At 74.5% G+C, this 19,481-nt stretch carries 16 protein-coding genes and 2 pseudogenes; 10 read left to right on the top strand and 8 right to left on the bottom strand.

Features of this window, described 5'->3' with window-relative positions; genetic code table 11:
- Positions 1–14: 14 nt before the first annotated feature.
- The gene (locus BJF77_RS18145; RefSeq protein WP_075873051.1) at positions 15–1,388 is read right to left on the bottom strand and encodes an acetyl-CoA C-acetyltransferase; all 1,374 of its coding nucleotides are present in this window, start codon (positions 1,386–1,388) and stop codon (positions 15–17) included.
- Positions 1,389–1,456: 68 nt separating this feature from the next.
- Here BJF77_RS18145 and BJF77_RS18140 point away from each other — a divergent pair, with 68 nt between their 5' ends.
- Positions 1,457–2,257, top strand: a complete 801-nt coding sequence (locus BJF77_RS18140; RefSeq protein ID WP_075873050.1) for a TetR/AcrR family transcriptional regulator — start codon at positions 1,457–1,459, stop codon at positions 2,255–2,257.
- Positions 2,258–2,345: 88 nt separating this feature from the next.
- Positions 2,346–4,693, top strand: a pseudogene (locus tag BJF77_RS18130) (acyl-CoA dehydrogenase).
- Positions 4,694–4,855: 162 nt separating this feature from the next.
- Here BJF77_RS18130 and BJF77_RS18125 read toward each other — a convergent pair.
- The 7 genes and pseudogenes from BJF77_RS18125 to BJF77_RS18090 form a co-directional block, all read right to left on the bottom strand.
- Positions 4,856–5,335, bottom strand: a pseudogene (locus BJF77_RS18125) (SRPBCC domain-containing protein); the annotation flags it as partial.
- 14 nt (positions 5,336–5,349) lie between these two features.
- A complete protein-coding gene (locus BJF77_RS18120) occupies positions 5,350–5,712 on the bottom strand; it encodes a metalloregulator ArsR/SmtB family transcription factor (protein WP_047801685.1) in 363 nt (120 codons plus the stop codon).
- A gap of 95 nt (positions 5,713–5,807) precedes the next feature.
- On the bottom strand, positions 5,808–6,077 hold the full coding sequence (locus tag BJF77_RS20310; protein WP_075873047.1) for a hypothetical protein: 270 nt from the start codon (positions 6,075–6,077) through the stop codon (positions 5,808–5,810).
- 876 nt (positions 6,078–6,953) lie between these two features.
- The gene (locus BJF77_RS18105; protein ID WP_075873045.1) at positions 6,954–7,844 is read right to left on the bottom strand and encodes a PP2C family serine/threonine-protein phosphatase; all 891 of its coding nucleotides are present in this window, start codon (positions 7,842–7,844) and stop codon (positions 6,954–6,956) included.
- Positions 7,841–8,998, bottom strand: coding sequence for an adenylate/guanylate cyclase domain-containing protein (locus BJF77_RS18100; RefSeq protein WP_047801688.1), 1,158 nt, complete (start codon positions 8,996–8,998; stop codon positions 7,841–7,843). The genes BJF77_RS18105 and BJF77_RS18100 overlap by 4 nt, the downstream gene beginning before the upstream one ends.
- Before the next feature lie 3 nt (positions 8,999–9,001).
- Positions 9,002–9,652, bottom strand: coding sequence for a hypothetical protein (locus BJF77_RS18095; RefSeq protein ID WP_075873044.1), 651 nt, complete (start codon positions 9,650–9,652; stop codon positions 9,002–9,004).
- 2 nt (positions 9,653–9,654) lie between these two features.
- Entirely contained in the window at positions 9,655–10,533 is an 879-nt protein-coding gene (locus BJF77_RS18090; RefSeq protein WP_075873043.1) for a biotin--[acetyl-CoA-carboxylase] ligase, read from the bottom strand.
- Between the two features lie 174 nt (positions 10,534–10,707).
- Between BJF77_RS18090 and BJF77_RS18085 the strand changes: the two genes are divergently transcribed.
- The 8 genes from BJF77_RS18085 to BJF77_RS18050 all read left to right on the top strand — a co-directional run bounded on the left by BJF77_RS18085 (position 10,708) and on the right by BJF77_RS18050 (position 19,431).
- Complete coding sequence (locus BJF77_RS18085) at positions 10,708–11,010, top strand: YciI family protein (RefSeq protein WP_047801690.1); 303 nt, start codon at positions 10,708–10,710, stop codon at positions 11,008–11,010.
- Positions 11,011–11,155: 145 nt separating this feature from the next.
- Entirely contained in the window at positions 11,156–12,739 is a 1,584-nt protein-coding gene (locus BJF77_RS18080) for an acyl-CoA carboxylase subunit beta (protein WP_075873042.1), read from the top strand.
- Complete coding sequence (locus BJF77_RS18075; protein ID WP_047801692.1) at positions 12,736–12,966, top strand: acyl-CoA carboxylase subunit epsilon; 231 nt, start codon at positions 12,736–12,738, stop codon at positions 12,964–12,966. The genes BJF77_RS18080 and BJF77_RS18075 overlap by 4 nt, the downstream gene beginning before the upstream one ends.
- Positions 12,967–13,105: 139 nt before the next feature.
- Entirely contained in the window at positions 13,106–14,842 is a 1,737-nt protein-coding gene (locus BJF77_RS18070; RefSeq protein WP_083665250.1) for a DUF885 domain-containing protein, read from the top strand.
- 73 nt (positions 14,843–14,915) lie between these two features.
- A complete protein-coding gene (locus BJF77_RS18065; RefSeq protein WP_075873041.1) occupies positions 14,916–16,322 on the top strand; it encodes a dicarboxylate/amino acid:cation symporter in 1,407 nt (468 codons plus the stop codon).
- Between the two features lie 148 nt (positions 16,323–16,470).
- The gene (locus tag BJF77_RS18060) at positions 16,471–17,250 is read left to right on the top strand and encodes a GAF domain-containing protein (RefSeq protein WP_075873040.1); all 780 of its coding nucleotides are present in this window, start codon (positions 16,471–16,473) and stop codon (positions 17,248–17,250) included.
- Complete coding sequence (locus BJF77_RS18055) at positions 17,142–17,894, top strand: hypothetical protein (protein ID WP_075873039.1); 753 nt, start codon at positions 17,142–17,144, stop codon at positions 17,892–17,894. The genes BJF77_RS18060 and BJF77_RS18055 overlap by 109 nt, the downstream gene beginning before the upstream one ends.
- Positions 17,884–19,431 (top strand): aldehyde dehydrogenase family protein, encoded by a 1,548-nt coding sequence (locus BJF77_RS18050; RefSeq protein WP_075873038.1) that lies wholly within the window; start codon positions 17,884–17,886, stop codon positions 19,429–19,431. Before BJF77_RS18055 ends, BJF77_RS18050 begins: the two co-directional genes overlap by 11 nt.
- The last annotated feature ends 50 nt before the right edge of the window (positions 19,432–19,481 follow it).

Here is a 19,481-nt window from a genome sequence, read left to right as displayed (position 1 = left end):
GTGGAGGGACGGGGTCAGCGGGCTTCGAGCACCGCGGTGACGCCCAGACCGCCGGCGGCGCACACCGAGATGAGCCCGCGCGCCGGGCGCCCGGTCTCGTCGGCGCGCTCGCGCAGCAGCTTGGCCAGGGTGCCCACGATGCGCCCGCCGGTCGCGGCGAAGGGGTGCCCGGCGGCCAGCGACGAGCCCGTGACGTTGAGCCGGCTGCGGTCCACGGTGCCGAAGGCGCCGGCCAGGCCGAGGCGCTCGCGGCCGAACTGCTCGTCCTCCCACGCCGCGAGGGTGGAGAGCACGGTCGCGGCGAAGGCCTCGTGGATCTCCACGAAGTCGAAGTCGTCCAGGGCCAGGCCCTGCCGGGCCAGCAGCCGGGGCACGGCGTAGGCGCCGGCCATGAGCAGCCCCTCGTCCCCGTGCACGAAGTCGACCGCGGCGGCCTCGACGTCCACGATGTCGGCGAGCACCGGCAGGGAGCGCTCGGCGGCCCACTCCTCGGAGGCGAGCAGCACGGTGGAGGCGCCGTCGGTGAGCGGGGTGGAGTTGCCGGCCGTCATCGTCGCCTCGGCGTCGAGGGACTTCCCGAAGACGGGCTTGAGCCCGGCGAGCTTCTCGACCGTGCTGTCCGGGCGCAGGTTGTTGTCCCGGGACAGCCCGCGGAAGGGGGTGACGAGGTCGTCGAAGAAGCCGCGGTCGTAGGCGGCGGCCAGGTGGCGGTGGCTCGCGGCGGCGAGCTCGTCCTGGGCCTCGCGGGAAATGCCCCAGCGGGCGGTGGTGAGCGCCTGGTGCTCGCCCATGGACAGGCCCGTGCGCGGCTCCCCGGTGCCGGGGGCCACCGGCTTGAGGTCGGCCGGGCGCAGGCCGGCCAGGGCCTTGAGCTTCTGCTGGGTGGTCTTCGCCCGGTTGAGCTGGAGCAGGGTCCGCCGCAGCCGCTCGCTGACCACGATCGGGGCGTCGGAGGCCGAGTCCACGCCCCCGGCCACGGCGGAGTCGATCTGGCCCAGCCGGATCTTGTTGGCCAGGGTGGAGACGGCCTCCATCCCGGTGGCGCAGGCCTGCTGCACGTCGAAGGCGGGGGTGCGCGGATCCAGCACCGAGCCGAGCACGGACTCGCGCGTGAGGTTGAAGTCCTTGGGGTGCTTGAGCACGGCGCCGGCGGCCACCTCGCCGATCCGCTCCCCGGCCAGGCCGTAGCGGGCGGCGAGGCCGTCGAGGGCGGCGGTGAGCATGTCCTGGTTGCCGGCGCTCGCGTAGGCCCCGTGGGCGCGGGCGAAGGGGATGCGGTTGGCCCCGACGACGACGGCGCGCCGGGCCACGCCGGTGCGTCCGGCGCCGCTGGGGGTGGTGTGCTCGGCGGTGGGGTCGGCGGTCTGCTCGGGGGTGGACTCGGTCACGGGAACTCCTCGGTGGTGGTGTGATGATGATCACGTCACGGACGATATTACCTGATACCCTGGGTATCGTGAAACACGTCGACACACCCGAACCCGCCCCGGAGGGTCCCGCGCCGGAGCCGGCCCCGGCCGTGGACGGACGCTCCTCCCGCTGGGCCCGCCACCGCGCCCAGCGCCGGATCGAGCTGATCCGCACGGCCCGCAGCGCCGTGGACGAGCTCGGCGCACAGGCCTCCATGGAGGAGATCGCCTCCGCCTGCAAGACCTCCAAGTCCGTGTACTACCGGTACTTCGGGGACAAGGCCGGGCTTCAGCGGGCCGTCGGCGAGTACACGGTGGCCCGGATGCGCGACCGGCTCGAGGAGGCGGCCCGCGCGGCCGGCAGCTTCGAGGACACGGTCGAGGCGATGGTGGCGGAGTACCTGCTCAGCATCGAGCGCTCCGCCCCCGTCTACCGCTTCGTCGTCGCCCTGCCCCCCGAGACCGGGCGCGCCCGCCACGAGCGGCACCGCGCCGAGCGCGGCCGCGGCGAACGGGCCTGCGGCGAGCCCTCCGGCGCGGACGAGGCCCCGGCGGAGTCCGGCGGGGAGCGCTACGGCATCCAGGAGTTCGTGGAGTCCGTCACCGCCCTGCTGGCGCAGGCGCACGTGCGCCACTCCCCGGCCGCCCAGCGCCTGGCGGAACCGGTGCTCGGCTACTGGGCGGCGTCCACGATCGGCATGGTCCGCGGCGCCGGGGAGGCCTGGATGAGCACTCCCGCCGGGACGGAGCGCCTGTCCCGCGAGCGGATGACCGAGCTGATCGTGGGCTGGGCCGTCGACGGCCTGCGCCCGCCCGGGGCGCCCGTGCCCGAGCCGCCCTCCACCTGACCACCGTCCCGGGCCGGGCGGACCCCGGCCGGCCCCACCACCCCGTGACCGCACCGGCCACCGCCGGTCACCCACGACAGGAGCGAGCATGACCACCACCGTCGACCGACCCGCCGACACCGACCGCACCGACCACCCGGCACCCGCCGTGGACGTCGCCGCCCTGGGCGAGGTCCTGCTCGGGCGCTGGGCCGGCATCCGGCGGCAGACCCGCCGGATGCTGCTGGACGAGCGGCTGCACCAGCAGGAGAACCTCACCTACCAGGAGCACCGCGAGCGCGTGCTGGGCCAGCTGCACCTGCTGGTCGAGCAGGGCGCGATGAGCCGCGGGCTGCCGGAGGAGTACGGCGGGCACAACGACCCCGGCGGCAACGTCTCCGGCTTCGAGGAGCTGCTGCTCGGCGACCCCTCGATGCAGATCAAGGCCGGGGTGCAGTGGGGCCTGTTCGGCTCCGCCGTGCTGAACCTCGGCACCGAGGAGCACCACCGCCGGTGGCTCGCGGACATCCGCGACCTGCGGACCCCGGGGGTCTTCGCGATGACCGAGATCGGCCACGGCTCCGACGTCGCCTCGATCGGCACCACCGCGACCTACGACCCGGCCACCGAGGAGTTCGAGATCCACACGCCCTTCAAGGCCGCGTGGAAGGACTACCTCGCAACGCCGCCGTGCACGGGCGCGCCGCCGTGGTGTTCGCGCAGCTGGTGACGCTGGGCGTCAACCACGGGGTGCACGCCTTCTATGTGGACATCCGCGACGAGGACGGCCGCTTCCTGCCGGGCGTCGGCGGCGAGGACGACGGCCACAAGGGCGGGCTCAACGGCATCGACAACGGCCGGCTGCACTTCACCCGGGTCCGGGTCCCGCGCACCCACCTGCTCGACAAGTACGGCCACGTGGCCGCCGACGGCTCCTACAGCTCGCCGATCGCGAGCCCGGGGCGCCGGTTCTTCACGATGATCGGCACCCTGGTGCAGGGCCGGGTCTCGCTGGACGGGGCCGCGGTGCTGGCGAACAAGGCCGCGCTGACCATCGCGGTGCGCTACGGCAGCGAGCGGCGCCAGTTCAACGCCTCCTCCGACGTCCAGGAGGAGGTGCTGCTGGACTACCAGCAGCACCAGCGCCGGCTGCTGCCCCGCCTCGCCGAGACCTACGCCATGAACTTCGCCCACCAGGAGCTGCTGGACAAGTACGACGCCGTGTTCTCCGGGCGGGAGGACACCGACGAGAACCGCCAGGACCTCGAGACCCTCGCCGCGGCGCTCAAGGCGCTGTCCACGTGGAGCGCCCTCGAGACCGTGCAGGAGTGCCGCGAGGCCTGCGGCGGGGCGGGCTTCCTGACGAAGAACCGGCTGACCTCCCTGCGGCACGACCTCGACATCTACGCGACGTTCGAGGGCGACAACACGGTGCTGCTCCAGCTCGTGGCCAAGCGGCTGCTCTCCGACTGGGCGGACGAGTTCAAGCAGGTGGACGTGGGCGTGATGGCCCGCTACGTGGCCGGCCGGGCCACCGAGGCCACCTTCCACCGCTCGGGCCTGCGCAAGCTGGGGCAGGCTTTCCGCGACACCGGCGACGTGCGCCGCTCGGTCAACGCCCTGCGGGAGGAGTCCGCCCAGCACGCGCTGCTGACCGACCGGGTGGAGACCATGGTCGCCGAGATCGCGGAGAACCTGCGGCCCAGCGCCAAGCTGCCCCGCGCGGAGGCCGCGGCGCTGTTCAACGAGAACCAGCACCGGATCATCGCCACGGCCCGTGCGCACGCGGAGCTGCTGCAGTGGGAGGCCTTCACCCGGGGGCTGGCCCAGGTCGAGGACCCGGGCACCCGCACGGTGCTGACCTGGCTGCGCGACGTGTTCGGGCTGCGGCTGATCGAGAAGAACCTCGCCTGGTACCTCTCCTACGGCCGGCTGTCCATGCGGCGCGGGCGCAGCCTCGACGAGTACATCGACCGCCTGCTGGCCCGGCTGCGCCCCCACGCGCTCGACCTCGTGGCCGCGTTCGAGCTCGCCCCGGAGCACCTGCGGGCCGAGATCGCCACGGGGATCGAGGCGCGGCGCCAGGAGGAGGCGGCCGAGCACTACCGCCGGATGCGCGCCTCGGGCGACGCCCCCGTCAAGGAGCGGGGCCCGCGCCGGGAGCCCGCCACCGCCGGGACCGGGCCCGAGGGCGAGAGGACGGCCGAGGAGGCCAAGGAGGAGCGGCGGAAGGAGCGCCGCGCGGAGAAGCAGGCGGAGCGGCGGACCGAGCGCAAGCACGAGCGCCGGCTCGAGCTCAAGCCGCGGAAGGTCGCGGCCAAGCGGGCCGCGGCCGCCGGGTCCGCCGAGGACCCGGCGGCCCGGGCCCCGGAGGACCGCTCCCCGGCGGACGCGGCGGCGGAGACGGCGGGGGCCGGGAGTCCGGCACCCGCCGCCGAGGCGGCGCAGCAGGGCTGAGCCGGGCGCCCGCGACCCGTTCCTGTCGCTGTCCCTGTCCACCGTCACGGCCACGGCCACGGCGCGACGACGCCGCCCGGGAGTCCCGGGCGGCGTCGTCGCGCCGTCCGGCCGCGGACGGGGCTCAGCCGCGGGGCGCCTCGCTCCCGGTCCGCGCCGCCCGGCGAGGACGTCGTCGATCTGGCCCATCGCCTGACGCATGCCCTCCTCCATGCCCATGGCCAGCATCTGCTCGAGCTGCCCGGCGCTCTCGAAGGTGGAGCGCGTGGTCATGCGGGTGCGCCCGCCGACGTCCTCGAGCGTGACGACCGCGTGGGTGGTGCCCATGGCCGGGTCGGGCTCGCCGTGCTCGTCGGCGAAGCCGTCGTCGAACTCGAGCCGGCGCGGGGCGTCCACGGCGGTGACCGTCCACCAGCCGGCGGCCTTCTCGCCGTCGGGGCCGGTCATGTAGTACCGGCACCGCCCGCCCTCCCGCAGCTCGTGCTCGACGAAGGTGGCGGGCCACTCGGGCGGCCCCCACCAGCGCTCGAGCCGGCGCGGGTCCTCCCACACCTGCCAGACCTGCTCGACGCTCGCGTCGAACTCGGCCACGAAGGTGAGGGCCAGCGCCTCCACGTCCTTGTGCACATCGATGACCGGCATGTCCTGGTTCCTTCCTACTCGGCCCCCCGGTCCCCGGGAGGCACCTCCTCGGCGAGGAGGTCGTCGATGCGGCGTGCGCGCCCGCGCCAGAGCTCCTCGTAGGACTCCAGCAGCCGGGCCGCCCGGCGGAGGGTGTCCGGCGCGGCGTGCACCACCTGTTCGCGGCCGCGCCGCTGCTTGGTGACCAGCGAGGCCCTCTCGAGCACCGCCACGTGCTTCTGCACCGCGGCGAAGCTCATCGCGTAGTGCCCCGCCAGGGCCGAGACCGACTGCTCCTGCCGCAGCACCCGCGTCACGATGTCCCGCCGGGTGGCGTCCGCCAGGGCCTGGAAGAGGCGGTCGATCTCGTCGTCCGTCAGCTCACGTTCTACAACCATTTGGTTGTAGGTTAGGCCGCGTCCCCCCGGCGGGCAAGGGGTCCTCCGTCACGGTTCGGGAACGGCGGCCCGGAACAACGACGCGGAGCGGCGGCTCAGACGAGTCCTGCCGCTCCGGTGAGGTGGCGGTGCAGGCCGTGGGCCACGAGCGTGTTGCCCAGGGCGTTGAGGTGCTTCCGGTCGCTGCCGACCACGGAGCGCGGCGGCAGGCCCAGGGCCAGCCACCGCCGGTCCTCGGCCGAGTCTCCGATCCGGTAGGGGCGCAGCGCGGGCAGCGCCCACAGCCGCGGGTCGCGCAGGTCCGCCATCGTCTCGTGGTAGGCCGGCCCGTACTCCGCCCGGTAGGCGGCGTTGACGGTGCGCACCTGCTCCCAGCCGGCCGTGCCGCGGCGGTCCCCGTAGGTGTGCCAGTGCCCATCACCACCGACCGCGCCGGCTCCACCGCCCAGGCCGCCCGGGTGTCGGCGAGCACCCGTCCGGGGTCCTCGATGTTGTTCTTGCCCGTCCAGAAGAGGTGGACCTGGCCGCGGTGGCGGTCCTCCAGGTCGGTGTGCCACCAGCTGCGGGGGCCGGTCCCGAGCTCGACCGCGGGCCCGGGCACGTGCCGCCGCAGGACCACCGCGCCCTCCCGGCCCGGCGCCGCCCGGATCGAGCAGGCGACCCCGGCGACCGTTCCGGGCAGCGGGAGCGCCGCGCGGGGCGCCCGCCCGTCCGCGGTGGGGACGACCACCTGCCCCTGGACCGGCAGCAGCCAGCCCTCGGCGCCGAGGCCGGGGCGGTAGGGGTGGTCGTAGCTGCGCATCGCCAGGGTGTGCCAGGACCGGTCCCCGCCCACGGCCCGGCAGGTGCCCGGCACGCCCAGCAGCCGCGACAGGAGGGCGTCGATCCGCACCGGGGCGTAGCCGGGCGGGTGCTCGCGGTGGAGCCCGCCGGCGGCCGAGGACGAGCCCCATAGCACGAAGCCGGGGCCCTGCGCTCCCGGCCGGACCAGTGCGCCCCCCAGCGCCGCGGAGACGGCCAGCAGCGCCCCGGAGCGGACGAGGGAACGGCGGGAGACGACCATGTTCCCCAATGTAAAGAGTCGTCGCGGTCCGGTGCGCCGGTGTGACGGTTCGTGATCGCCCCCACTTCCGGGGATGCGCCGGGGACCTGCCGGGCCGGCGCCTGGGACGCGGCACCCTCCGCGGCGCTCAGCGGTCGGCGCCGTTCAGCGGTCGGCGCCGCTCAGCGGTCGGGGGCGCTCAGACCCAGGCGGCGTACTCCTCCAGGGACACCGCGTCGGCGACGATGACGGTGACGTTGTCCCGCCCGCCGGTCCGCAGCGCGGCCTGCAGCAGGACGTCGGCGGCCTCCTTGGGGTGCGGCACCGAGCCGAGCACCCGGGCCATGTGGGCGGGGCTGAGCTCGTTGGTCAGTCCGTCCGAGCACAGCATCAGCCGCTCCCCCGGCTGCGCGGGCAGCACCCACACGTCCGGCTCCCACACCTGGCCGGTGCCCAGGGCCCGGGTGATCACGTTGCGCCGCGGGTGCACCAGGGCCTGGGCGGAGGTCAGCTGGCCGATCGAGACGAGGTACTGCACCTCGGAGTGGTCCACGGTGAGCTGCGCCAGCCCCGGGGTGCCGTCGCCCTGGCCCGTCCCGTCCGGGGGCGGCAGCAGCCGGTAGGTGCGGGAGTCGCCCGTGTTGAAGACGAGCCAGAACATCCGCCCGTCCAGCTGCGCCAGCCACACCCCGGTCACCGTGGTCCCGGCCCGGCCCTCGCACGCGCTCTGGATGTGCTGGTCCGCCTGCCACAGCACCGAGCGCACCCGCCGCACGGCCTCGATCGCGTCGTCGGGGATCTCCGGGTCCAGCCGCAGCTCCCGCTCCACGGTGGCGCGGAACCGGGCGATGTCCAGGGGTGGGTCCGGCTCCGACACCGCGAAATCCCGGAAGTCCTCCAGCCGGAACAGCGGGGAGGCACCGAGCGTGCGCACGCACAGGGCGCTCGCGACCTCACCGGCCTCGTGCCCGCCCATCCCGTCCGCCACGGCGCACATCGTGGCGGTGACCACCAGGGCGTCCTCGTTGGACTCCCGGCGCAGACCGCGGTCGGTGGCCGCCCCGGCCCGGATGACGAGGGGTGCGCTCATTCGAAGTCGACCTCCAGCCCGGGTCCGGCGCCCTGGGCGAGCGCGACGGGCTGGACGTCGCCGAAGCCCCGGACGTTGCGCGTGGACTGCGGGAGGAGGATGAACCGGTCGTCGCCGGAGAGCACGGCGGCGGTCGAGGCGTCCACGAGCACGGAGCCCGGTTCGGTGAGGGCCACGAGCCGGGAGGCCAGGTTCACCGTGGGCCCGTAGATGTCGCCCAGCCGCGGCAGCACCCGGCCCCAGACGAAGGCCACCCGGGCCTGCGGGAGCTCGGGGTCGTCGCGGATGGCGCGCGAGAGCGCCAGGGAGATCTGCGCCCCGCCCTGCGGGGTCTCGGCCAGGAACATGACCTCGTCCCCGATGGTCTTGATCAGCCGGCCCCCGCCCACCGCGATCACCTCGGCGCAGCGCTGCTCGAAGCGCTGCACGAGGTTGGCCAGGGTGCGCTCGTTCATCTGCCGGGACAGGGAGGTGTAGGAGACGAGGTCGGCGAAGCCGACCCCGCGCGCGAGCGGGAGGATGGAGGAGGGCCCGTCCTCGTCGATCGTGCCGGTGGCGGTGGAGCCGTCCGGGCGCTCCACGCGCATCGCCAGCCGCTGCACGGCGGCGTTCATCTGGCGCCGCCACGAGTAGACGAGCAGGTTCTCGATCGCGTCGATGAGGTCCGGGAGCAGGTGCAGCAGCTCCCGGCGCGCGGCGGCGTCGGTCATGCCGCCGTGCACCACCATGTCCTCGACCAGGGCCTCGACCTGCCACACGACCATGCGATCGGTCATCTGCCCGATCGAGCGCACCAGGGACAGGGCCGCCTCCTCGGTGACCTGCTCCTCGAGCACCATGGTGGAGAGCACCCGCAGCGCCTCGGAGTCCTGCTCGGTGAACCACACGTCGTCGTCGGTGAGGTTCGGGAAGCCCAGGGCCCGCCACACCTTCCGCGAGGACAGCAGGGACAGCCCGCCCCGGCGCGCGGCCTCGCGGCGGCGCAGGACGCGCTCGGAGCCCAGGAGGGTGCGCTCCAGGGCCTGGACGGCCGCCTTGGACTCGTCCGAGCGGTAGAGGTTGGCCTGCACCGGATTGTGCAGGTTGAGGTTCAGCTGCTCCGTCTGGGGGCCGAGCGCCGGCTCGCCCCGGTCCTCCGGGTCCTCGTTGGCCACGCGTCACTCCTGTTCCTGGGGGACGGTCCGCCGGCCCCACGGTCGGCGCGCAAGGACGGACGGGTCCGGGCGTGGTGCCACGACCGCGTCCTGCCCCACTCTAGTGGGACGCCGGTCCCCCGCGCCCCCGCCGGAGCCGCCCGTGCGCTGCTCGTCCGCGGCCCGCCGGATGAGCTCGGCCAGCCGGTCGGCCTCCGGGGCGTGCTCCAGGCGCAGCCCGCAGAGGGGGCCGAAGTCGGCCACGACGCGCCCGTCGCGCCGGCCCAGCGACGGGCCCCGGGGGCGCTCCACGACGGCCCGGCGCAGCTGCGCCAGCGGCAGGGCCACGTCCCGCCGGGGCCCGCCCGGGCGCACCAGCACGAGGTGGCGGGTGGTGAGCACGTAGCGCGTGCGCCACCAGCGCAGCAGCGGGCGCACGCACCAGCGCAGCAGCCCGGCGGCCGCGGCCACCAGCAGGAGGACGTCCAGTGCGCCGTGCACCGTGATCCAGGGCTCGGCCACGGGGCGCCAGCGCAGTTCGAGGGCCCGCTGGGCCAGCGAGAGCGCGAACACGACGAGCAGCAGCACCAGGAGGGGGCGCAGCAGCCGCGCACCGTGGGCACGGGTGGCGACGAGCACCCGCTCGCCGGACTGCAGGGCGGGCCGGGCGGGCACGGTCAGGCCTTCCCCGGGGCGGCCGGGCGCAGGTGCACGACGTCGCCGGCGGTCACCTCGTGCTCCGTGCCGGCGTCGTCGCGCAGCAGCAGCCCGCCGTGGGCGCCGAGGCCCACGGCGGTGCCCGTGACGGGCTCCGCGCCGCCGGGCAGCTCGGCGCGCACCGAGCGCCCGAGGGTCTCCATCCGGTCCTCGACCAGGCGGCGCAGCGGTCCGCCGGGTCCCGTGGCGGCGGCCGGGTCCGCGCAGAACTGCCGGTAGCGGGGCACGAACGCGCCCAGCACGGCCTCGAGGACGGCCGCGCGCGCCACGTCCCGGCCGGTGGCCCGGCGCACGGACGTGGCCGTGGCCACGGGCAGCTCCTCCTGGGAGACGTTGATCCCGGTGCCCAGGACCACGGCCGGGGCCCGGTGCGGGTCCAGGACGAGACCCGCCAGCAGGCCCGCGACCTTGCGCCCGTCGACGAGCACGTCGTTGGGCCACTTGATCCGCGCCCCGGCGCCCGCCACGCCCGCCAGGGCCTCCACCACGGCCGCGGCCATCAGCAGGGTCAGCCACGGGAAGTGCTGGGTGGGCAGCGGCCGTCCGCCCGCGCCGGCCGGGCGCAGCAGGACGCTGAAGGTCAGGGCGGTGCCGGGCTCGGTGGTCCACACCCGGTCCAGCCGGCCGCGCCCGGCGCTCTGGTGGCCGGTCAGCAGGAGGGACAGGTCCGTCCAGGGCCGGGCGGGGGCCGCTCCGCGGGCCTGCCGGAGGACGGCCGCCGTCAGCTGCTCGTTGGTGGAGCCGACCTCGTCGAGGACGTCGATCCGCCCGGCGCCCAGGGCCTCCAGGGCGGCGAGCACGGCGGGGTCGCGCAGGTCGGCGGCAAGGGGGTCGGGCACGGCGCTCCTCGGGTCGGTGGTCTCCGGCGACGCGGGCGGGCCGGTGCTGTGCGCCCGGACGCGCTCCGCGTAGTGTCGGGTTCCGTCCACACTAATAGCCGCGTTCCCCGGGAGCCGCCTGGGCGCTTCCCCGCCCGGTGGCGGAGGGCCGCGGCACGTCCCGCAGGAGTCATCGTGAGCGCAGCCGAGAACCCCACGACGTTCGCCGTCACCTACGTCTACGGCGGCCCGGCCGACGTCCTGGCCGCCCGCCGGCCCGAGCACCGGGAGTACCTCGGCGGCCTGGTGGCGCAGGGCCACCTCCTGGCGTCCGGGCCGTACGACGACGAGGGCCCGGCCGGGGCGCTGCTGGTGTTCGCCGCCGAGGACGCGGCCGCGGTCGAGCGGCTCACCGACGAGGACCCGCTGGTGCGCCACGGGGTGGTCACCGAGCGGACCGTCCGGCCCTGGAAGGTGGTCCTCGGCCGCGTGGGCTGAGGACCCGGCGCCCCGCACCGGATTTTGTAGGACTCCTACAACAGGGGGCGCCCCGGCCGCGGACTAGAGTGAGCAGGTCCCCTGGCCGCCCCGCCCGGGCCGCTCGGCCCGCCGGCTCGGCCGCGTACCAGACCACGAGGTGCTTGTGATCCACGACCTGACGACCACCGCCGGCAAGATCGCCGACTTCCACGACCGCCGGGCCCGCTCCGAGGCCCCCGCGGGGCAGGCGGCGATCGACAAGCAGCACGCCCGGGGCAAGAACACCGCCCGCGAGCGCGTCGAGCTGCTCCTCGACGAGGGCTCCTTCGTGGAGTTCGACGCGCTGGCCACCCACCGCTCCACGGCCTTCGGCATGGACGCCAAGAAGCTGCCCGGGGACGGTGTGGTCAGCGGCTACGGCACGGTGGACGGGCGCCTGGTGGCCGTCTACTCCCAGGACTTCGCGGTCTTCGGCGGGTCCCTGTCCCAGGTCAACGGCGAGAAGATCGTCAAGGTGCAGAAGTTCGCGCTGCGCAACGGCTGCCCGGTGATCGGCATCAACGACGGCGGCGGGGCGCGGATCCAGGAGGGCGTGGCGTCCCTGGCCATGTTCGCGGACATCTTCAACATGAACGTGCGCTCCTCCGGCGTGGTCCCGCAGATCTCCCTGATCATGGGCCCGTGCGCCGGCGGCGCCGCCTACTCCCCGGCCCTGACCGACTACATCGTGATGGTCGACAAGACCTCGCACATGTTCATCACCGGCCCCGACGTGATCCGGACGGTCACGGGCGAGTCGGTGGACATGGAGACCCTCGGCGGGGCCCGCCAGCACAACACGACCACGGGCACGGCCACCTACCTCGCCGACGACGAGCAGGACGCCTTCGACTTCGTGCACGAGCTGCTCGAGTTCCTGCCGGCCAACAACCTGCAGGAGGCTCCCCTGCTGGACCACGACCAGGAGGACGAGGCCACCGACCTCGACGCCGCGCTGGACACCCTGGTCCCGGACTCCGCCAATCAGCCCTACGACATGCGCACGGTGATCGAGGCCGTCGTGGACGACGGTCACTTCCTGGAGATGCAGGCGCTCTACGCCCCCAACGTGATGATCGGCTACGCCCGGGTCGAGGGGCACACGGTGGGCATCGTGGCCAACCAGCCCCTGCAGTTCGCGGGCACCCTGGACATCGCCGCCTCCGAGAAGGCCGCCCGGTTCGTCCGGCACTGCGACGCGTTCAACGTCCCGATCCTCACCCTGGTGGACGTGCCCGGCTTCCTGCCGGGCACCGACCAGGAGTTCAACGGGATCATCCGCCGCGGCGCGAAGCTGCTCTACGCCTACGCCGAGGCGACCGTCCCGCTGGTCACGCTGATCACCCGCAAGGCCTACGGCGGGGCGTACATCGTGATGGGCTCCAAGAAGCTCGGGGCGGACGTCAACCTGGCCTGGCCCACCGCGCAGATCGGCGTGATGGGCGCCCAGGGCGCCGTGGAGATCCTCTACCGCCGCGATCTCAAGGCCGCGGCGGACAGCGGCGAGGACGTCGAGGCGCTGCGCGCCGAACTGGTGCAGAAGTACGAGGAGAGCCTGCTCAACCCCTACCAGGCGGCCGAGCTCGGCTACGTGGACGCGGTGATCTCCCCCTCCGAGACCCGGGTCCAGGTGCTCAAGGCCCTGCGGGCGCTGCGCGACAAGCGCGCGACGATGCCCGCCAAGAAGCACGGGAACATCCCGCTGTGAGCGCCCCCGAGCCCGTGCAGGGCGCCCCGGCGCTGCGCTTCGTGGCCGGCAACCCGACCCCGGAGGAGGTCGCCGCCGTCACGGCGGTGCTGCTCGCCCGCGGCACCGGGAGCGGGTCCTCCGCCGCGAGCTCCCCGGGCCGCCGGGACCAGTTCCGCCGGATGCGGCTGGGGCTGCGCCTGCGCCCTGGCCGCGGCGCGTGGCGGCGGAGCAAGCCGGAGGAGTGAGGCCGGAGGGATGATCCCGAGGAGTCGGCCCCGGAAGTGATGCCCGGCGGCAGGCCTGCGGCGTGCGCCCCCGGCGGTGCGCCCCGTCCCGGCCGGCGGCTGCCCGGACCGTCCGGCCCCCGGCGCTACTGTGGCGTGCATGAGCACTTTCCGGCCCGACCCCCCGTCCTCCGCCGGCCCGGCCCCGCTCGGCGCCGGGCACCGTGAGCCCACGGCCGTCGACGCCGTGGCCGAGCGCTGGTTCGGGCGCGCCATGGAGCTGGACCCGGCCCAGGCCACCGTGCACGGCTTTCCCGGCCGCGAGACCGAGTACCGCGACTTCGGCCCCGAGGGCCTGGAGGCCCGGGCGGAGGCCGTCCGCGAGACGCTGGCGGAGCTGACCGGCGTGGTCCCCGCCGACGACGTCGACCGGGTGACGGTGCACGCGCTGCGCGAGCGGCTGGGCCTGGAGCAGCTCCTGCACGAGGAGGGCCTGCGGGGCGGGGAGGTCAACAACATCTCCTCCCCCGTGCAGGAGATCCGGGACGTCTTCGACGACCTGCCCCGGCGCACCCCCGAGGACTGGGCCCACATCGCCGGGCGGCTGCGCAACGTGCCCGCGGCCGTGGACTCCTACGTGGCGGGTCTGCGCGCGGCCCGCGCCCGGGGCCGCTGCGCCTCCGTGGTCCAGCTGCGCAACGCCGCCCGCCAGTGCGAGGGCTACGCCGCCGACCGGGGCTTCTTCGCCCGGCTCGCCGGCGGTCCGCACGTGCCCGAGGGGATGCGCCGGGAGCTCGCCGAGGCGGCCGGGCAGGCACGGCACGCCTACCGCCGCCTCGCTAGGGTGCTGGGCGAGGAGCTCGCCGCGCACGCCCCGCACGCGGACGCCGTGGGCCCGGACGTCTACACCCTGCGCCTGCAGGAGTTCCTCGGCGCCGTGGTGGACCCGGCGACGGTCTACGCGTGGGGGGTGGAGCAGCTGCGCACGGTCGTGGCGGAGGAGGAGGCGCTCGCCCGGCGGATCGCCCCCGGGGCCACCCCGGCCCAGGCCATGGCGGCCCTCGACGCGGACCCGGACCGGCAGCTGCACGGCACCGACGCCCTGCGGGCGTGGATGCAGGACCTCTCCGACGCCGCCGTGGACGCGCTCGCGGGCACCCACTTCGAGATCACCGGGCCGATGCGCCGGCTCGAGTGCCGGATCGCGCCCACCCACGACGGCGGCATCTGGTACTCGATGCCCAGCGCCGACTTCTCCCGCCCGGGGCGCATGTGGTGGTCGGTGCCCGAGGGCACCGGGACGTTCACCACGTGGGAGCAGACCACCACCGTCTACCACGAGGGCGTCCCGGGCCACCACCTGCAGTTCGGCACGGCGCTGGCCAACTCCGGGGAGCTCAACCGGTGGCGGCGGATGGGCGTGTGGGTCTCCGGCCACGGGGAGGGGTGGGCGCTGTACGCCGAGCGGCTGATGGACGAGCTCGGCCACCTCCAGGACCCCGGGGACCGGATGGGCATGCTCGACGCGCAACGGCTGCGCGCCGCCCGGGTGGTCTTCGACGTCGGGTTCCACTGCGGGTACCGCATTCCCCGGGAGCTCGGCGACGCCCTGGGCGGTGCCCGCGCCGGTGAGGTGTGGACCCCCGAGGACGGCTGGCGGTTCCTGCGATCGAACATCGTGATGCAGGACCCCATGCTGCGCTTCGAGTGGATGCGCTACATGGGCTGGCCCGGACAGGCCCCCTCGTACAAGGTCGGCCAGCAGCTGTGGGAGCAGGCCCGGGAGTCCGCCCGGGCCGGCGCGGGCTCCGGGTTCCGGCTCAAGGACTTCCACTCGCGGGCCCTCCGGCTCGGCTCCGTGGGCCTGGACACGCTGGCCTACGCCCTGGACCTGTGAGGTCCGTCATAAGGACGTCACATTTCTTCATCGTCATTCGGTGTTGTATATTCCGCGGGCCTATCGTGGGCACATGATTTCCGCAGAAAGCAATCGACGCCTGCCCCGGTGGATGACCTCCTTCGGGCCGCAGATCGTGATCGCCCTCCTCCTGGGCGTGGTGCTGGGCACCGTCGCCGACAGCCTCGGCGGCGACCCCGACACGGACCCGAACTGGCTCATGACCGCCCTGGACACCATCGGCACGAGCTACGTGAGCCTGCTCAAGGCCGCCGTGGTCCCCCTCATCGTGACCGCGGTGATCTCCTCGATCGCCAACCTGCGGGAGGTCTCCAACGCCGCGCGCCTGGCCTGGAAGACCCTGCTGTGGTTCGGCATCACCGCCCTGATCGCGGTGACGGTCGGGCTGGTGCTCGGCCTCGTCGTCGAGCCCGGTGCGGGCACGGGTGCCGCCGCCCCCGCCGAGCAGTACTCCGGGACCCAGGGCTCGTGGCTGGCCTTCCTCACCGGCCTGGTCCCCGCCAACTTCCTGGGCCTGCAGGTCTCCTCCTCCGTGGTGGACCCGGAGACCGTGCAGACCGCCCTGGGCTTCAACGTGCTGCAGGTCCTCGTGGTCTCGGCCGCCGTCGGCATCGCCGCCCTCAAGGTGGGCGAGCCCGCCGAGCCGTTGTTGGCCGTGATCCGCGCCGCGCTGGCCGTGGTGCAGAAGGTCGTCTGGTGGATCATCCGCCTGGCCCCGCTGGGCACCCTCGGCCTGATCGGCCGGGCCGTGTTCGAGTACGGCTGGACCTCGATGGGCGGGCTGCTGAGCTTCGTCGCCACCGTCTACGCCGGCCTGCTGATCGTCGCCTTCGTGGTCTACCCGGTGCTGGTCAAGGCGCACGGGCTGTCCGTCCGGCAGTACTTCTCCGGGGTGTGGCCGGCCGTGCAGCTGGGCTTCGTCTCCCGCTCCTCGGTGGGCACGATGCCCCTGACCCAGCGCGTCACCGAGCGCAACCTCGGTGTGCCCCGGGCCTACGCGTCCTTCGCCGTGCCGCTGGGCGCCACCACGAAGATGGACGGCTGCGCCGCGGTCTACCCGGCGATCGCCGCCCTGTTCGTCGCGCAGTTCTACGGGATCGACCTCGACGTCACCCACTACGTGCTCATCGCCCTCGTCTCCGTGCTGGGCTCGGCGGCGACCGCCGGCACCACCGGGGCCACGGTGATGCTCACCCTGACCCTGTCGACCCTGGGGCTGCCGCTCGACGGCGTGGGGCTCCTGCTGGCCGTGGACCCGATCATCGACATGGGCCGCACCGCGCTGAACGTGGCCGGCCAGGCCCTGGTGCCCACCATCGTGGCCCGCCGCGAAGGCCTGCTCGACCGGGCCCTCTACGACGCCCCGCGCACCGGGGACCCGTTCGTGCCCGAGGCCCCGGCCGACGGCGCGGAGCCCGCGGGGACCGCCGAGCCGGTCGCGGCGGGCGCCGTCCGCTGACCGTCCCGACCCGTCCGAGGGGCGGGGAACCGGGGGAATGCCCGACGCATTCCGCCAGTTCCCCGCCCCTCGTTCTTCGTGGACGCGTCCCGGGCTACGCTGGGCACCGGCACGAGACCTGGGTCACGGCGGGAGACGGGGAGGGCGCGTGGGCGCAGCGGCGGAGGGCTCGACGACGGACCCGCTGCTGCGGCTGTCCTGGGCCCGGTCACTGAGCCACCTGGCGGCACCGGAGCGCTGCGCCCCGCGCGTGGTGCTGGACCGCACGGACCTCCGGGAGGCCGGGGCCCCGCTGCGGGCCCTGCTGCCGGTGCTGGACGAGCTGCTCACCCCCCTGGCCGAGGACACCGGCCTGGTGGTGGCGGTCACCGACCCCGGCGGGGTGCTGCTGCGGGTCCGCGGCAGCGCACAGACCCGACGGCGCGCGGAGGACATGGGCTTCCTGGAGGGCGCCGACTGGTCCGAGCACGCCGTGGGGACCAACGCCCCGGGCACGGCCCTGGTGCTGCGCCGGCCCGTCACCGTGCACCGGGAGCAGCACTTCTACCCCGAGGCCCGGCCGTGGTCCTGCACCGCGGCCCCGCTGCTGCACCCGCTCACCGGCGAGCTGCTGGGAGCCGTGGACCTCACCGGCGGGGACGCCGCCGCCGACCCCGCCACCCGCGCGCTGATCGGCGCGGCGGTGCGCGCCGCGCGGGCGGAGCTGGCCCTGGCGCTGCGCCGCGAGCCGCCGGCCCGCGGCCCGGTCCTCGCCCCGGCGTCCGCGCCGTTCGTTCCTCCGCTCACCGCACCGCCCGCCGCCCCGGCGCCCGGCTGCGCGTGCTCGGCGGCGCGCCGCCGGCCCTGGTCCTGGCGGGCCGCGCCCTCGAGCTCACCGAGCGCCACGCCGAGATCCTGCTGGCGCTCTCCCGCGCCGGAGCGGGGCTGAGCACCGCGGAGCTCTCGGCGAGGCTGTGGGACGGCCGCGCCCAGGAGGCCACGGTGCGGGCCGAGGTGCTGCGCCTGCGGCGGCTGCTGGACTCCCGGGGCGGGCCCGTGATCGCCTCCCGCCCCTACCGGCTCTGCGCCCCGCTGCCCTCGGACGCCGGCCGGGTGCTCGAGCTGCTCGACCGCGGCTCCCACCGGCGGGCGCTGCGGGAGTACACCGGCGCGCTCCTGCCCCACTCCGAGGCGCCGGCGGTGGTGGCACTGCGCCACCGGCTGTCCGGGCTGCTGCGCGAGGCGGTCCTCACCGACGGCTCCGCCGAGGCCGTGCGGCAGTACCTGGAGCTGCCCGAGGCCGCCGACGACGCCGAGGCGTGGGCCCTGCTGCTGCGCCTGCTGCCGGCCCGCTCCCCGCCGGCCGGCGGTGCTCGAGCTCGAGCGGCTGCGCGACTGACCTCCGGGCCCGCCGTGCGGCACGCCGGCACCGGCGGCACCGCGGGACGCGCGGGCGGCGTGCAACGTGCGTGCAACGTGCGCCTGCGTAGCGTGAGCCACGTCACACAGCGGCACGGGACCGGCCGGACACAGCCCGCCCGCCGCCGCCCGACGCACCGTCCCGCACAAGGAGCGAGTCACCATGAGCGTTGAAACGCAGTCCCTCACCACCGTCTACGCGCAGCCGGGCACCGAGGGCTCGAAGATCACCTTCAAGCCCCGCTACGAGCACTGGATCGGCGGGGAGTGGGTGCCGCCCGTCAAGGGCCAGTACTTCGAGAACATCTCCCCGGTCAACGGCAAGCCCTTCACCGAGGTGGCCCGCGGCACCGCCGAGGACATCGAGGCCGCCCTCGACGCCGCCTGGGCGGCCGCCCCCGCCTGGGGGAAGACGTCCGTGGCGGAGCGGGCCCTGGTGCTGCACCGGATCGCCGACCGGATGGAGCAGAACCTGGAGATGCTCGCCGTGGCCGAGACCTGGGACAACGGCAAACCGGTCCGGGAGACCATCAACGCCGACATCGCCCTGGCCATCGACCACTTCCGCTACTTCGCCGGCGCGATCCGCGCCCAGGAGGGCACGCTCTCCCAGCTGGACGACAACACCACCTCCTACCACTTCCACGAGCCGCTCGGGGTGGTGGGGCAGATCATCCCCTGGAACTTCCCGATCCTCATGGGCGTGTGGAAGCTGGCCCCCGCCCTCGCGGCGGGCAACGCCGTGGTCCTCAAGCCCGCCGAGCAGACCCCGGCGTCGATCATGGTGCTCATGGAGCTGATCGCCGACCTGCTCCCGCCCGGGGTGGTCAACGTGGTCAACGGCTTCGGCGTGGAGGCGGGCAAGCCGCTGGCCTCCAGCCCGCGGATCCGCAAGATCGCGTTCACCGGCGAGACGACCACCGGCCGGCTCATCATGCAGTACGCCTCGCAGAACATCATCCCGGTCACCCTGGAGCTGGGCGGGAAGTCCCCCAACATCTTCTTCGAGGACGTCGCCGCCGCCCGGGACTCCTTCTACGACAAGGCGCTCGAGGGCTTCGCGTTCTTCGCCCTCAACCAGGGCGAGGTCTGCACCTGCCCGTCCCGCGCCCTGATCCAGGAGGGGATCTACGACCGGCTGCTGGGCGACGGCGTCGAGCGGGTGCAGCAGATGGTCCAGGGCAACCCGCTGGACCTCAACACGCAGGTCGGCGCGCAGGCCTCCAACGACCAGCTGCAGAAGATCCTGTCCTACATCGACATCGGCAAGCAGGAGGGCGCGAAGGTCCTGGTGGGCGGCGAGCGCAACGTCCTGGACGGCGACCTCGCCGAGGGCTTCTACGTGTCCCCCACGGTGTTCGAGGGCCAGAACTCGATGCGCATCTTCCAGGAGGAGATCTTCGGCCCGGTGCTGTCCGTCACCCGGTTCTCCGACTACGCCGACGCGATCCGCACCGCCAACGACACCCTCTACGGCCTCGGTGCGGGCGTGTGGGCCCGCAGCGGCAACCTCGCCTACCGGGCCGGCCGGGACATCGAGGCCGGGCGGGTGTGGGTGAACCAGTACCACAACTACCCGGCCCACTCCGCCTTCGGCGGCTACAAGTCCTCCGGCATCGGCCGCGAGAACCACCTGATGATGCTGGACCACTACCAGCAGACCAAGAACCTGCTGGTCTCCTACTCCGAGGACGCCCAGGGCTTCTTCTAGGCCGCACGCGGCGGGCGCCCGCCCCGGCCGGGCGGCCCGCCCGGCCGGGC

This window comes from Kocuria sp. CNJ-770 (assembly GCF_001942375.1).
Taxonomy (GTDB): domain Bacteria; phylum Actinomycetota; class Actinomycetes; order Actinomycetales; family Micrococcaceae; genus Kocuria; species Kocuria oceani.
Note: the sequence above shows the minus strand (reverse complement) of the source record. Positions and strands in the feature narration are given on the sequence as shown.